At 62.7% G+C, this 14346-nt stretch carries 12 protein-coding genes and 2 tRNA genes; 8 read left to right on the top strand and 6 right to left on the bottom strand.

What is annotated here, in order from left to right; genetic code table 11:
* Positions 1–7: 7 nt before the first annotated feature.
* Positions 8–1903, bottom strand: coding sequence for a CHASE2 domain-containing protein (locus ACH79_RS27640; protein WP_161853753.1), 1896 nt, complete (start codon positions 1901–1903; stop codon positions 8–10).
* Between the two features lie 11 nt (positions 1904–1914).
* Positions 1915–2436: a FecR domain-containing protein gene (locus ACH79_RS27645; protein ID WP_161853754.1), complete on the bottom strand. Its 522-nt coding sequence runs from the start codon at positions 2434–2436 to the stop codon at positions 1915–1917.
* A 282-nt stretch (positions 2437–2718) separates the two neighbouring features.
* On the opposite strand from ACH79_RS27645, the gene ACH79_RS27650 reads away from it, so the two are divergent.
* The 8 genes from ACH79_RS27650 to ACH79_RS27685 all read left to right on the top strand — a co-directional run bounded on the left by ACH79_RS27650 (position 2719) and on the right by ACH79_RS27685 (position 11084).
* Positions 2719–3414, top strand: a complete 696-nt coding sequence (locus ACH79_RS27650; protein ID WP_161853755.1) for a DUF899 family protein — start codon at positions 2719–2721, stop codon at positions 3412–3414.
* 407 nt (positions 3415–3821) lie between these two features.
* Complete coding sequence (locus ACH79_RS27655) at positions 3822–5162, top strand: RtcB family protein (protein WP_161853756.1); 1341 nt, start codon at positions 3822–3824, stop codon at positions 5160–5162.
* Between the two features lie 270 nt (positions 5163–5432).
* Positions 5433–6575 carry a DUF2778 domain-containing protein gene (locus ACH79_RS27660; RefSeq protein WP_202639050.1) on the top strand — a complete coding sequence of 381 codons (1143 nt, stop codon included), beginning with the start codon at positions 5433–5435 and terminating at the stop codon, positions 6573–6575.
* Between the two features lie 337 nt (positions 6576–6912).
* Positions 6913–6980 (top strand) — tRNA-Leu (locus tag ACH79_RS27665).
* 7 nt (positions 6981–6987) lie between these two features.
* Positions 6988–7053 (top strand) — tRNA-His (locus ACH79_RS27670).
* Between the two features lie 339 nt (positions 7054–7392).
* A complete protein-coding gene (locus ACH79_RS27675; protein WP_161856611.1) occupies positions 7393–8544 on the top strand; it encodes an SPFH domain-containing protein in 1152 nt (383 codons plus the stop codon).
* Between the two features lie 80 nt (positions 8545–8624).
* Entirely contained in the window at positions 8625–9983 is a 1359-nt protein-coding gene (locus tag ACH79_RS27680) for an RtcB family protein (protein WP_161853757.1), read from the top strand.
* 357 nt (positions 9984–10340) lie between these two features.
* Positions 10341–11084, top strand: coding sequence for a Crp/Fnr family transcriptional regulator (locus tag ACH79_RS27685; RefSeq protein WP_161853758.1), 744 nt, complete (start codon positions 10341–10343; stop codon positions 11082–11084).
* 85 nt (positions 11085–11169) lie between these two features.
* Here the strand turns inward: ACH79_RS27685 and ACH79_RS27690 are convergent, their stop codons facing one another.
* From ACH79_RS27690 to groL, 4 genes are all read right to left on the bottom strand, one after another.
* A complete protein-coding gene (locus ACH79_RS27690; protein ID WP_161853759.1) occupies positions 11170–11367 on the bottom strand; it encodes a hypothetical protein in 198 nt (65 codons plus the stop codon).
* 43 nt (positions 11368–11410) lie between these two features.
* On the bottom strand, positions 11411–11623 hold the full coding sequence (locus tag ACH79_RS27695) for a hypothetical protein (RefSeq protein WP_065754203.1): 213 nt from the start codon (positions 11621–11623) through the stop codon (positions 11411–11413).
* A gap of 207 nt (positions 11624–11830) precedes the next feature.
* The gene (locus tag ACH79_RS27700; RefSeq protein WP_161853760.1) at positions 11831–12277 is read right to left on the bottom strand and encodes a phasin family protein; all 447 of its coding nucleotides are present in this window, start codon (positions 12275–12277) and stop codon (positions 11831–11833) included.
* A 402-nt stretch (positions 12278–12679) separates the two neighbouring features.
* Positions 12680–14323 (bottom strand): chaperonin GroEL, encoded by a 1644-nt coding sequence (groL, locus tag ACH79_RS27705; protein ID WP_161853761.1) that lies wholly within the window; start codon positions 14321–14323, stop codon positions 12680–12682.
* Between the last annotated feature and the right edge of the window lie 23 nt (positions 14324–14346).

The raw sequence follows: 14346 nt of genomic DNA on the forward strand, positions 1-14346 counted from the left end.
GCCCGGCTTACTCTGCGGCGTCGGGATGCGTGCGTTGCTCCAGTGTGAGACGTTCGCTCCGCCACAGCCAGACGGCGAGCGAGCCGGATCTGCCGCGAATCTGCGCCTCGACGGGACCGGCAAGGCTACCTGTCTTCAGCCGCGCGCCGGTGCCTTCGGCCGCGACGCGCAGCGTGTCGCTGAGTGCCAGCCGGACGTCATGGCGGGCCGCCACTTCCATCAGACGGCTCGCCACGTTCACGGTGTCGCCGGTCGCGGTGATGTGCTGATGGTTTCGGCCGCCGAGGCGGGAGGCGACGATCGGGCCGAAATGCGCGCCGAGCTTGAAGCCGATCCGATGCGCGATTGCCGGCGGCAGCGCCTCGATCCAGCGGTCGGTCTTGACGCAGAGCGCGATCGAACATTGCGCCGCGCGCACAGCGTCATCCGGCTTAGCCTCCGGCAGGCCGAACAGGATCATGGCGCCATCGCCGAGGAAGCTCGTGATCATGCCGCCGCAGCGAGTAGCTTCCTTGTCGACCAGCGCATGAAACTCCTTCAGCAATCCCCTCGTCACGTCCGGATCGAGGGTTTCGCTGAGCGAGGTAAATCCCGAGAGATCGACGAACACGACGGCGGCGTCCTGCCTGACCGGCGCCAGCAGGAAGTCGGGATCGCGCCTCAGCCATTGCTGCAGGCCCGGCGTGTGGAATTGTTCGAGGAGTCTGTTTTGCGCGGCGAGGCGCTGGGCGCTGCGCCGGCCCGACCATAGCTGGACGGCGCCGAACAGCATCAGCGGCGGCGCTGCCGCGGCGATGCTCGTCGCTGCGTCGAGCCATATGCCGTGCGCGAAAGCAACCGCGTTGGCTGCCGCCCATGCCAGCACCATCGCGCTGACCGCTACCAGGCCGATTGCGTTTCGTCGCCAGGCCAGGAGACCTATCAGCAGCATCGGCAGCAGCACCGTCGTGACGGCTTCGGCGATGCGAACCGTCCGGTCGCGCACGACGCCGTCTCCTGCGACCAGATGGGTGATCGCAGTGGAAATGATTTCCACGCCCGGCATCAGGGAATCGAACGGCGTCGGAAAGAAGTCGCCGGCACCGGTTGCGGTCGCGCCGATGACGACGATCCGGCCCCGGATGGCTTCCTTGTCGATCTGGCCGTCAATCACATTGGCGGCGCTGACGGTGCGGATGGTGTGGCGCGGACCGTAATAGGAGATCGGCAGCGCATAGCCGGAAGCAGTCGCGATCGGCCGGTCGCCGAATGTGAGGCGGTCGGGCTCGATCGTCAGGTTCTGGCCGATCGCGATGGAGGCGACACGAAGCGGAAACGACAATTCGATCTTGTCGCGCGTCCGGAACAGCATCGGGACCGACAGTGGCGTGCCGGTTTGGCCCGTCGCCACGTTGGCGATGCCGACTTCCGCACGCTCGGCAAATGTCGGGAGCGGCAACAGGAAGCGGTCCGCCATCGGCAGGCTAGCCAGAGGCCCATCGCTCTGCGTTGAGGGCTGAACGATGTTCGAAAATACCGCAGCCGCCGCCAGCACGGTCGGACGCGCCGCGAGCGATTGCGCGAGCGCCGCATCGCCATCGGCGGGACCTTTGTCGAGCAACAGGAGATCGACGGCAATGACCTTCGGCTCCAGCCGCCCGATCGCCTCGACGATCTTGGCCAGCTCCGTGCGGGGCAGGGGATAGGTGCCGCCGAGCTTGACGATGGTGTCGTCGATCGCAACGATCGTGACGAGATCCGGCGGCACCTTTACCCCGCGCAGCAGCGTGCGTACATCGCTCAACGCCGACTCCAGCCGGTCGAGAAACCGCAGATGGCCGCTGGAATGGCCGAGCCAAATCGCGCCTGCCCATAATCCCGTGCAGAGCAACGCAACCAGAATATGAAGACGTCGATGGCTCATCGGCTCGGCTTCTATTGACCCAATCTCGACATCAGTGCCGCGACACGTGCGGGCGCCCAGCGCTTGACGGTCAGTTCGCCCGATGTCTCGACGTCCACGCCCTCACCGGACCCGAGCACAACACTGCCGCGACCGGCGGATCGCGCCACGCTGACGCGGCCGTTGACGACGAACACCGATGTCTTCGCACCTTCGGCGTCCACCGCCCATCTGGTGCCGCGCACCGCGGCAATCGCCTGCGGCGTCACCACGTTGAACCGCGTGCGGCCCGCCTTCTTCGGCACCTCGAGCAGCAGCGCCTTGTTGCTCAGCTCGACGGAATCGACATGGCCGTCGCGGTTGCGATCCCTGAGCTCGAACTTGGCACCGCTCTCGGCCACGATGGTGATTCCAGCCTCGCAACGGAGCGTCTGCGTGCCCTGGGACGTCGGTGCGGACGAGCAACCGGATTGCTGCGCCGGCTGCGCCGCCGCAGGGCCGGCGAACAGCAGGATGCTTGCGGCGATCGATCCGACGCGTGCCAGCATTGTCATGGCAACCTTCCCCTTCGGGGTATTCTTGCGCATATAGCGGGCTGGGTGATACGGTGCCGTATCACCCAGCCCACACGCGAGTGCAAAGCCAATGACCGGCGATAATATGTCTGCGTTCGGCAGCTAAGGTTCGCAGAATAATGCGATCCGAAGAAACATCGCAAAATCGGCTCGAAATCAGCCCGAAACCGGGTGGTTTGGCACCGATTTTTTGCTCGCCGATGTCGGCCCAATGGAAGGCCAGACGTCTTGTAGGCGTTCATTCCAACCCGAGGTGCTGCCATGTCTGGTTCCGCCCTTAAATCTGCCGCCGAACTCGCACGCGGAAATGGCGCGCGCTTTCCCAACGAGAGCACCGAATATCGTCGCGCCCGCGAACAATTGCTGGCGGAGGAGATCGAACTGCGCCGTCACATCGAGCGCGTCGCCGAGATGCGTCGCGCGCTGCCGCCGGGCGGCGCCGTGACGAAGAACTATGCGTTCGAAGGCGAGGGCGGCAAGGCGACCTTGTCCGATCTGTTCGGCAACAAGCAGACGCTCGTGATCTACAGCTACATGTTTGGCCCGCAGCGCGAGCAGCCGTGTCCGATGTGCACCTCCTTCATGAGTACCTGGGAAGCCAAGCTGCCCGATGTCGAGCAGCGCATCTCATTCGTGTTCGTTGCGCGCTCGTCGATCGCGCGATTGATCGAAGCGAAGAGGGCGCGCGGCTGGACGCGACACCGGATCTATTCGGATGCGTCGGGCGATTACACGCGCGATTATGTCAGCGCCGCGGATGCGGATGCACCCGGCTACAACGTGTTCACACGTCGGGACGGCAGCATTCGTCATTTCTGGTCCAGCGAAATGGGACCATCGACCGCTGACCGCGGACAGGACCCGCGCGGCGCGCCTGATATCGATCCGCTGTGGACCATTCTGGACACGACGCCGGAAGGGCGCGGCAAGGACTGGTATCCGCGACTGATCTATTAGCACCCGCGACGCGCGGACGTTGTGAGTGCTATTTACAAACCTGGAAATTGATGTATGTGATCGCGCGCTTCCGCGATCCATGGAAACACGATGCTTCGTATAGACACCAACCCGTCAAATTATGCAGGCCAGCCGGTCGTCCGGCGCGGTCGTGCTTTGGCGTGCGTCCTTGGCGTGTATTCGATTTCTGAGTCGTACACCCAAGCAAGACTAACAGCGTAACGCGGCAGCGGGTCTTCCTCTGCCGTCGAGGCAGGGAATGATCCGCGGTAAGCCATTCGTGGCAAGCTCGAGCTTGTAATTCCTCCCTGCCTGCAAACCCAACTGTCCCATGTCGCGACTGACATGGGACACTCCGGGGTCCGGAACGGACGTCGGCGTAAAGTATTGCAGTGAAGGAGTGTGAGATGCGATCCGATCCCTACCAGGAGCGCGCCCGAGCTCTGGCCGTCGAGGCCGGGCTCGACCCCGATGCCAAGATCGATCGGCCCGGCCAGCGGCCCATGCCGACGTGGTGCCTGTTCCGCGATGCCGCGCGCAAGGAAAAGCTTGCGCGGGATGCGGAGGCCGTTGCTTCCGATATCGCGCTCAGGCCGCAAGCCGCGCAATACCAGAACAGCCCGCTCAAGATCTTCGGCAAGCATGACGATGCCACGATCGCGCAGATGCGCAATTGCATGTCGGTCGGCAACGCGGTCGCCGGCGTGATTTGCGCGGACGGCCATCTCGGTTATGCGCAGCCGGTCGGCGGCGTGATCGCCTATGAGAAGCAGATCAGCATCTCCGGCGTCGGCTTCGACATCGGCTGCGGCAACATGGCCGTGCGCCTCGATACGCCGTTCAGCCAGATCGAGAGCAATGTCGGCACGATCATCAAGGACGTGCACAATGTGATCTCGTTCGGTGTCGGACGCACCAACGACGAGCGCGTCGAGCATGAGCTGTTCGACGACGCCGACGCGTGGCGGGAATCCGACATGGGTGCTTACCGGCAGAAGGCGGTGTCGCAGCTCGGCACCGTCGGATCTGGCAATCACTATGTCGACCTGTTGCGCGACGAGGAGGGCTTTGTCTGGATCGGCGTGCACTTCGGCAGCCGCGGCCTCGGGCACACCAGCGCGACCCGCTACCTCAAGGCCGCGGGTGGCAAGGACGGCATGAACGTGCCGCCCGCCGTGATCGACGAGGACAGCGAGATCGGACGGCGCTACATTGCGGCGATGCAGCTCGCCGGGCGCTACTCCTATGCCGGCCGTGAATGGGTGGTCGAGCGCGTGCGCAGGATCATCGGCGGCGAGGTCACCGACATGGTTCACAACCACCACAACTACGCGTGGCGGGAGAACCATGGCGGCAAGGATCTGTGGGTGGTGCGTAAGGGCGCTACGCCTGCATTTCCCGGCCAGCGTGGCTTCATCGGCGGATCAATGGGGGACGATGCTGTCATCGTCGAGGGCGTCGACAGCGAGGAGGCGAAGGCTTCGCTCTATTCGACGGTGCACGGCGCAGGCCGTCTGTTCGGCCGCAAGGAGGCCAAGCGGCGATTCACGCGCACCGAGATGGACGGCTGGCTGCAATCGCGTGGCGTGACGCTGATCGGCGCGGACCTCGACGAAAGCCCGATGGCCTACCGCCGGCTGCCGGAGGTGATCGCCGAACATTCCGGCTCGGTCAGGGTGCAGCACACGCTGCGTCCGTTCGCCGTGGCGATGGCCGGCGAGAACGAGTTCGACCCGTTCAAGGATTAATGCCTCAACTTGGCCCGATATGGGACATCCGGTGGGCAGAAACGCCGGATGTCCATGATTGTGGCGGAATCCCCGCATCATTCCGGAGGCTATTTCCCCAATAGTTCCATGCATTTGCGGATTGCCTTAGATCTGCCCGGGTTTAATCCGGATTTAACTAAAAGTCGCCTTAATGACGCTCTGTGCCTCTGCGAGATGCTGCCGGGGACCTATCCGGACGCGGCATCAAACGGGGGACTTGGTGGAAGTGTTGTTCTGGGCGTTGTGTGAATGAGTAAGCGTAAGCGTGCGTTCGGTCCTGCGGCCCGTAGCCGCAGGAAATCCTCCCGCAAAGGCATTTCCCAATATTTTCTCGGCGGTGTCGCGGTCGCAGGCCTCGTGCTGGGCTGCGCTTGGACCGTTTACACCAATGTGATCGGCGCCAGCGTCTATCCATCCGTGAACAGCGCCGCCTTCGAGGCGCCCGCCGTCAACAATTCGACCACGATCGCCGCCCGCCCGGTGCAGCCCGCCTTCAACGAAATCTTCGCATCGCTCGAGCAGCGCCCGCTGGTGATGCCTGCGCCGGAGAACGTCGCGTCGTCGCTGATGTTCAGCGAAAGATTCGCGGCCGCGGCGGCGCAGGGCGCGCCTTCGAGAGCTGGCGAGGCCAGGCCCGTCGAAACAACGAAACTGGCGGAGGCTTCGCCGCCGGCTGAATCGCCGAAGGCCGTTGAGACGCCCAAGCGCGCGGAAACGCCGAAGCCAAAGGTTGCGGCCCCGGCGACCCAGCTTGCGCTCAATGTCCCGGCCCCGGCGCCGCAGGAGCCCGCGAAAGCATCCGGCAACTCCATCCGCGACATGGCGCAGCGTGCCAAGGCGGCTGTCATGTCGATCGGCGCGACGGACAGGTCGAACATGGTCGAGAAGCTGTGGGGCAAGCAGCCGTCGAACTCGCTATTGGCCTATGCTTCCGCCGACGCCAACGTCACCGGCAGCATCATCGATACGCGAAGCCAGAATCCGATGCTCGGTGGTTCGCCGCCCTATGATCGTCAGACCGCGGTCTACGATATCGCCGCCAAGACCGTGTATCTGCCCGATGGCACCAGGCTTGAGGCACATTCCGGCCTCGGCTCCAAGATGGACGACGTTCGCTACTCGCATGTGCGCATGCAGGGCGTGACGCCACCGCACATCTACGAACTGAAGCCGCGCGAAGCGCTGTTTCACGGCGTGCCAGCGCTGCGGCTGACGCCGATCGGTGGTCAGGACAAGATCTTCAACCGCGATGGATTGCTCGCCCACAGCTACATGCTCGGGCCGAGCGGACAATCCAACGGCTGCGTCTCGTTCAAGGATTACTACGCCTTCCTCGATGCCTACAAGAATAAGGGCATCCGCCGTCTCGCGGTGCTGGCGAAGGTTCAGTAGGGCCGTAACCGCCTCGGAAGGTGGCGTACTTGGTACGCGGCCGCAAACTCTTTCCACGTCATTGCGAGCGAAGCGAAGCAATCCACCCCTCCGCACGGGGATAGATGGATTGGCCCGTCGCTTCGCTCCTCGCAATGACGGCGGAGGGAGGTGCTGCGCGCTATGATCGCCCTGCTACAGTCGACCTCGGCGACGAAAAATTCCTGCGTGGGGGCTTGCAATCCCTGGATGCTTGCTTTATTTCCGCGCTCCTTCGCTTTGGCCATGGGTTCGGGCTCGTTGTGATCCCGACTGGCGCGGGCCGGTCTCCGGTTTCGTGTTCCGCCGAATGAAGACCGTGATTGTAGCTCATGGAGAGCATCGGGATAAAACCCGAAGGCATCGGTTCGATTCCGATCTGTCGCACAACAAAGGATAGCTCAGTTTGGTAGAGCAGATGACTATGAATCATCCTGTCGCGGGTTCGAATCCTGCTCCAGCGCTCCGTTTCAGCCTAAAAAGCTGATACCTCTGAAGGGGACCGGACGCGCGCTTCAGTCGCGGTCCGGCCGTCTTGCCGAAAGGCTTTTCGTCCGAACTCAGACACTGTGAGACCGGCTTTGCGCCGCGGTGGATACCGCTTGCGCTGATGCCGGGTGGCTACGTGCGAACGCTCGACTTGCGTCGAGCGATCGCACGCGTGCGCCCGTCGTCGCGCAGGCTCAAACCCGGCCCGCCGATTTTTCAGGAAGCGTCGTCCGCGTCCTCACGTCCTTTGCAAAACGAAACCCGCTTTCCGACCCCGCGAGGGCCGGAGGGCAAACCATGGAGGCGTGCCATGACCTGGCATTTGCTGATGAAGACGCTGACGGTGAAGGATGGCGAGCGCGCCTTGCTGACGCGCAACGGCAGGCTCGAGCGCGTGCTCGAACCCGGTCGTCACCGGCTGATCGATCTGCGGCGTCAGTTGATGGCGGAGATCTTCAACGTCGTTCGCACCGAATTTCCCGCGGAGCGCTACGCGGTGCTGAAGGCCGCGCGGCCTGATCTCGCGGCGGAATTGTTCGAGGCGGTGGAGACGAAGGCGAACGAGATCGCCATCGTCAGCCTCGACGGCCGTCCCGTGCACCTGATGACGCCCTGGCAGGCGCGCGTCTACTGGAAGGTCGCAACCTCAATCGATGTCGAGCGCATCGATGTGGCCAGCGATCCCCGCGTGACCGCGCGTCACCTGGCGATGATCGAGCGCAACCGTCCCACCATCGTGACGGAAGCGGTGGTCGAGAACCACGAGGCCGGTCTGCTCTACGTCGAGGGCCGGCTGGTGGAGCGGCTCGCGCCCGGCCGGCACGCGTTCTGGATCGCCGGCCGCAAGATCGAGGTGAAGCGCCTCGATCTGCGTCCCCAGGCGGTCGAGATCACCGCGCAGGAAATGCTGACGAAGGATCGCATCGCCCTGCGTGTGACCTTGACGGCATTCCGCCGGATCGTCGACCCCGAGCGCGTGGTCGCGGCCGTGCCCGACGTGGATGCGTGGCTGTACCGCCTGGTGCAGTTCGCGATCCGCGAGGCGGTGGCAGGCCGCACGCTCGACGAGGTGCTCTCGGCGAAGGCTGCGCTGGACGCGGAGCTGCGGGACTATGTCCGCGACCGTGTCGTGGACAGCGGTGTCGAGGTCACGGAGCTCGGTGTGAAGGATGTGATCCTGCCCGGCGAGATCCGTGAACTCGTCAACAAGGTCGTGGAGGCGGAGCGGGTCGCGAAGGCGAACCTGATCCGCCGGCAGGAAGAGACCGCGGCAACGCGCTCGCTCCTGAACACCGCCCGGTTGATGGAGGAGAACCCTCTGCTGCTGCGGCTCAAGGAGCTGGAGTCGCTGGAGCGGCTCGTTGAGAAGGTCGGCCGGATCGACCTGCATGCAGGCGACGGGCAGGGCCTCGACGCGCTGCTGAGCAAGCTGGTCCGCATCAAGTCCACGGAGAACGCGTAAGAAGAAGGGTCGCCCATGGGCGGCCCTTCACTGAATGAACGGAATGCGACAAGGAACGATAAGTTCGTCGGGGCCAAAACATGAGGGTATCTCAGACCATTGACGGCAACACCCTGATCGCCTGGGGCTTTCGACCCGGGCGCTGGTTCAAGGATGCCTTGGAGACCGCCAGCATCATGCGTGCCGGCGGCGCGGATGACGATGCGATCTTTGTCGCGCTGCAGGCCATGCAGCCGATCGAAACACTGATGCGGACCAACGGCCTCCAATTCTCGATGCTGATCGATGCCGAGAACGAGTTGGAACGTGACAACATCGCAGCGGTGGCCCAGCACATGGATGCGTTGATGCGAGTCCCGACGATCGTGGCCGGCGCCGTGATGCCCGATGCCTGCCCGTCGGGCACGGCGATCGGCACGATCCCGGTCGGCGGAGTCGTGGCATGTGACGATGCGATCCATCCTGGATTCCATTCGTCGGACATTTGCTGCTCGGTCGCCATTACCGTGTTTGCTCGCAAGGATGATCCCAAGCGCATTCTTGATGCCGTTCAGGATGTCACCCATTTCGGTCCGGGGGGCCGAGACGGCATTCACATGCCGCCCGACGAGATTATGTCGAAGTTTGCCGGCAATCCGTTCTTGAGGGGACTCGAGAGGTTCGCGATCGGTCACTACGCCACGCAAGGCGACGGCAATCACTTTGCCTATGTCGGTCACCTCAAATCGACGGGTCATGCCGCATTGGTGACGCACCATGGCTCTCGCGGCCTTGGTGCCCAGGTTTACAAGCGCGGAATGGCTATCGCCAGAAAGCACACGGCGATTCACGCGCCGAAGACCCCCGACCACAGTGCTTGGATCAAGGCGTCAAGCGATGACGGCCGTGCGTATTGGGAAGCTTTGCAGATCGTGCGACTCTGGACCAAGGCCAACCACCATGCGATCCACGACCTTACCGCCACGAAGATCGGAAATGGTGTCGCCGATCGCTTCTGGAACGAACACAACTTCGTCTTCAGAAAGACAGATGGCCTGTTCTATCACGGCAAGAGCGCTACCCCGAACTGGGCCGGTTTCTCGGATGATGATGACGGGCGCACCATCGTTCCGCTCAACATGGCCGAGCCGGTCCTGCTTCTGAAGCACAAGGACAACAAGGACGCACTTGGCTTCGCTCCGCACGGCGCCGGGCGCAACGTCGGACGCAAGGCTTTCCTGCGCGAGAACAAGCCTCGGCTGCCGACCGGCATCGATGCCCGCTTCTACTGCGGTAAGCCCGACCTGTCGGAACTGCCGGAGGCTTATAAGAACGCCGCATCGGTACGATCGCAGATCACGAAATACGGCCTCGGCGAGGTGATCGATGAGGTGATCCCGTACGGCTCGATCATGGCCGGCGATTGGGAAGCCGATGCGCCATGGCGGAAGGCCAGATGAGCGTCTGCGGTCCAGCATCGCTGGCGCCGTAAAACTGTTGCAGAAAAAGGACTGATCACCCCGCAAGACCGACATTGTCCGGAAATGGAACTTTGCTCACTGTTACCCTGCTACCCGTATTGTTACCGTATTACCCATGCGTATTTTGCGGTTGCGTCCGCCGGCCCATTTGCATCTAACTTCTTAAGGTCGCTGCGAGCAGACGGTCCGCCTTGCGGCCGCATGTTTGGAGTTTGTTACTTTGAGTGATGGTGTTGTTGTGAGTACGCGTTGAGAGAGCAGCTTTAGTCTATGTTGAAACGGCCGTTTCGCGACACTCCAAGTGCGGGGTTCTCCGGAGTGAAACCTGGCGACGCCATGAGCAATCGCCTTCTTGCAGCATTGCCTGCACCGGATCTCCATCTGCTGGAACCCGAACTGGAGATGATCGCGCTCGATCAGGACGCGGTCATTTCGCGGGCGGGTGACGATATTGAATACGTTGTCTTTCCTCATAGCGGCGCTATCGCGTTGATGATCGACATGGCGGACGGACACACGGTTGCTACCGCGGCAGTTGGGCGTGAGGGAGCTGTCGGCATGCTGTCGGTGCTCGGGCCATCACCTTCGACGACGACGGCTATCGTTCGTGCGGCCGGCACCGCCTCTCGGATTCCTGCATCGCGATTTTTCAGCGCTTTTAGCCGAAGCCCGGCGATCCGACGCATGGTTCAAACTCATGTCAGGGCGATGTTGGTACAGTTCCAGCTCGGTTTGGCCTGCAATGCGCTGCACCCGGTCGAAGCCCGCATGGCTCGCTGGCTGCTTCGCCTGCGCGACTGCGTCGACCATGATGCGCTCCCAATCACGCAGCATGCCCTCTCGCAAATGCTCGGCGTGCGACGTACGACCGTGACGCTCGTAATGCGTAACCTGCGAACGCGTGGAGCAATCAGGTCCGATCGACGAGGCCTGATTGAGATCGACCGGGCGCGGCTCGCGGCGGCAGCGTGCGAATGCCACAACGCCATGTGTCTCGAAGTCGAGGAAATCTTCGCGACGAATTCGACCGAATCCCGGATGGCGGCTCTGCCCGAGATCAAATCGCGCGATGCGATGTGAGCGCGTTTCGCGCGACCGTTTGAGCTACCACGTCGCGACTTGCCGCGAGCGCATTACAGGACGGCCCGTCAAGCAGCTGATGCAATCAGGTTTTCGGCCGCCGATCACGTTCAGGCGCCGACCCGGATGCTGCCTCGAGCCTCGCAATTTCCCGCAACACCTTCGCCGTCTGGAGCAGCTCCTTGCGCTCGGGACCCGGCTTCAGCCGCCGTGCTTCATCAAGAATGTCCTTGGCCTGCAGCAGCCAGGTGGATGTTTCATTTGAGATCTGCATCCGTGGCATGGCGTCCCCTCTATCGCGATCGTTACCCGATCCTTGTCAGCGATTACGCCGGGGCGCCCGCGCGGCGATGCCGCACCCGGATGCTCGGCTCGTCGACCCAGGCTTCGCGGGCAAACCACGGATGATCGGTGTGACAGATCACGCAACGCGTACGCGAAAAAAATACCGGGCGACGGCCGAAGCTTTCGCGATCGGTCTTGATGCCGGTGGGAATAGCCAATCCGGTTTGCGGACATTTGACCATAACCATACCCATGTCGCTCTCCCCTGCGATTGTCTTGATCGTTTGGTGCAAAAGCACCGGCCGGTTGGAATGCGCCCTGTTATCGGTGCGGGTTACTTGGGGGGCATCGCGCACCTTGTTTGGTCGAGCACGGGCAGTGGGGACTGCATGCTCGCCGGGCTCGTTTCCAACCGGCCGGATCTCCTCCAAATTCCTTGGGCGTGAACTGAGCGGGCCTTGTTAGCCTGCCTGGTGGAATACCTTGGTGAAGTGCTTCCTGATCGGCTCACCGGTTTCGGTCGCAAGCTTCTGGGCAAGGATCCACAATTCCTTGTTCTGGTCGGAAGCGGCGTCGAATGCCTTGCGCGTTTGCGCCGCGGACAACGTGAAAACGTCGGTCGCCGACTTGCTGCCGCAGAGATGGATCAGGAAGTCGAGCGCAGAGGCGGCATTGGCGTTTGAGATTTCAAACACCTTCAGCCCGTAGTCGGTCGCGCCTCTCGCATTGCTGGAATAGCTCTCGCGCAGCGCTTCCGTCATTTGCTCCGAAGCGGCCTTGATCTTCTCGAAGCCTTCTCGTGCGCGGGCCACGACCTGGTCGTTGGCTCCGATGCCAGGCAAGGCGATCTTCGAGAAATCCGGCAGCGGCGTCCCGAAGACATTGGTTCCATTTGGTGCCACTTTCATTTCGCTTTCACTCACGCAACATTACTCCTTCTCAAGCGAAAGCATTCTCCGCGACGCTCGTATGCGTCACGAGAGCTCACGCTCCGTGTTCGACCAGATTTTGGATGAGCTTTGATTTAGCCCCGACCCGATACAACTTTGCGTCAGGAGAAGCGGAACGTCGGTTCGAATTCCGACTCTCGCGAGAATTTTTTTTGAGAATTGTCAACCTAAACGATCGTATATTTACGGGAGGGTGTGCATAACAGGGATATCGCCGAGAGCGGGGAGCCTTTTATTCAGCGTGGCGTTGCACGCGACCCTTCACCTGCTGTGGCGGCTAGCCACGTTATTCGCCAAACAAAAACCCCGGCATCGCTGCCGGGGTTTTGCATTTTTCCTAACCGCTTTGGGTGACCGGACTTAGAAGTCCATGCCGCCCATGCCGCCGCCGGGGGGCATGCCGCCGCCGGCCGGAGCGTTCTTCTTCGGCAGTTCGGCGATCATGGCTTCGGTGGTGATCAGGAGAGCCGCGACCGAGGCCGCGTTCTGGATCGCCGCACGAACCACCTTGGTCGGGTCGATGATGCCCTTGGAGACCAGGTTGCCGTATTCGCCGTTCTGCGAGTCGAAGCCGTAGGAGTACTGCTCCTTCTCGAGGATCTTGCCGACGATGACGGACCCGTCTTCGCCCGCGTTGATCGCGATCTGGCGGGCCGGCGCGGAGAGCGCCTTGCGCACGATCTCGACGCCGGTCTTCTGGTCGTCGTTCTGGGTCCGGATGCGCTTGAGCTGCTCGGAGGCGCGGAGCAGGGCGACGCCGCCGCCCGGCACGATGCCTTCTTCAACCGCCGCGCGGGTCGCATGCATCGCGTCATCCACGCGATCCTTGCGCTCCTTCACCTCAACTTCGGTCGCGCCGCCGACGCGGATCACCGCGACGCCGCCCGCGAGCTTGGCCAGACGCTCCTGCAGCTTCTCACGGTCGTAGTCCGAGGTGGTTTCCTCGATCTGCGCCTTGATCTGCTGAACGCGGGCCTCGATGTCGGCCTTCTTGCCGGCGCCGTTGACGATCGTGGTGTTTTCCTTGTCGATCATCACCTTCTTGGCGCGGCCGAGCATCTGCAGCGTAACGTTCTCGAGCTTGATGCCGAGATCTTCCGAGATCGCCTGACCGCCGGTCAGAACCGCGATGTCCTGCAGCATGGCCTTGCGGCGATCGCCGAAGCCCGGAGCCTTTACGGCCGCGACCTTCAGACCGCCACGCAGGCGGTTGACGACGAGGGTGGCGAGAGCTTCGCCTTCGACGTCTTCCGCGACGATGACCAGCGGCTTGCCGGTCTGCACCACGGCTTCGAGCAGCGGCAGCAGCTCGTTCAGCGAGGAGAGCTTCTTCTCGTTGATCAGGATGTAGGCGTCGTCCATTTCAACGCGCATTTTGTCGGCGTTGGTGACGAAGTAGGGCGAGATGTAGCCGCGGTCGAACTGCATGCCCTCGACGACGTCGAGTTCGGTGTCGAGCGACTTGGCTTCCTCGACGGTGATGACGCCTTCGTTGCCGACCTTGGCCATCGCCTTGGCGAGGAAGTCGCCGATTTCCTTGTCGCCGTTGGCGGAGATGGTGCCGACCTGGGCGATTTCCTCGTTCGAGGTGACCTTCTTGGAGTTCTTGGCGAGGTCGGCGACCACGGCTTCAACAGCCAGATCGATACCGCGCTTCAGGTCCATCGGGTTCATGCCGGCGGCAACCGACTTGGCGCCTTCACGGACGATCGCAGCCGCCAGAACGGTCGCGGTGGTGGTGCCGTCGCCGGCAGCGTCCGCCGACTTCGAAGCGACTTCGCGCACCATCTGCGCGCCCATGTTCTCGAACTTGTCGTCGAGCTCGATCTCCTTGGCGACGGTGACGCCGTCCTTGGTGATGCGGGGAGCGCCGAACGACTTGTCGAGCACGACGTTGCGGCCCTTCGGACCGAGCGTGACTTTCACGGCGTTGGCGAGAATGTCGACGCCGCGCAGCATGCGGTCGCGGGCATCGACGCCGAATTTGACTTCTTTGGCTGACATATTTGGTTTCCCTGAGTTGATCT

This window comes from Bradyrhizobium sp. CCBAU 051011 (genome assembly GCF_009930815.1).
Classification (GTDB): domain Bacteria; phylum Pseudomonadota; class Alphaproteobacteria; order Rhizobiales; family Xanthobacteraceae; genus Bradyrhizobium.

Bases quoted from the DNA above. Each gene is read 5' to 3' on its own strand.
- ACH79_RS27695 (WP_065754203.1), bottom strand. From the start codon at position 11,623: ATGGGTATGGTTATGGTCAAATGTCCGCAAACCGGATTGGCTATTCCC.
- ACH79_RS27675 (WP_161856611.1), top strand. From the start codon at position 7,393: ATGACCTGGCATTTGCTGATGAAGACGCTGACGGTGAAGGATGGCGAG.
- ACH79_RS27685 (WP_161853758.1), top strand. From the start codon at position 10,341: ATGAGCAATCGCCTTCTTGCAGCATTGCCTGCACCGGATCTCCATCTG.
- ACH79_RS27680 (WP_161853757.1), top strand. From the start codon at position 8,625: ATGAGGGTATCTCAGACCATTGACGGCAACACCCTGATCGCCTGGGGC.
- ACH79_RS27690 (WP_161853759.1), bottom strand. From the start codon at position 11,367: ATGCCACGGATGCAGATCTCAAATGAAACATCCACCTGGCTGCTGCAG.
- ACH79_RS27700 (WP_161853760.1), bottom strand. From the start codon at position 12,277: ATGAAAGTGGCACCAAATGGAACCAATGTCTTCGGGACGCCGCTGCCG.
- ACH79_RS27655 (WP_161853756.1), top strand. From the start codon at position 3,822: ATGCGATCCGATCCCTACCAGGAGCGCGCCCGAGCTCTGGCCGTCGAG.
- ACH79_RS27660 (WP_202639050.1), top strand. From the start codon at position 5,433: ATGAGTAAGCGTAAGCGTGCGTTCGGTCCTGCGGCCCGTAGCCGCAGG.
- ACH79_RS27640 (WP_161853753.1), bottom strand. From the start codon at position 1,903: ATGAGCCATCGACGTCTTCATATTCTGGTTGCGTTGCTCTGCACGGGA.
- ACH79_RS27645 (WP_161853754.1), bottom strand. From the start codon at position 2,436: ATGACAATGCTGGCACGCGTCGGATCGATCGCCGCAAGCATCCTGCTG.
- ACH79_RS27650 (WP_161853755.1), top strand. From the start codon at position 2,719: ATGTCTGGTTCCGCCCTTAAATCTGCCGCCGAACTCGCACGCGGAAAT.
- groL (WP_161853761.1), bottom strand. From the start codon at position 14,323: ATGTCAGCCAAAGAAGTCAAATTCGGCGTCGATGCCCGCGACCGCATG.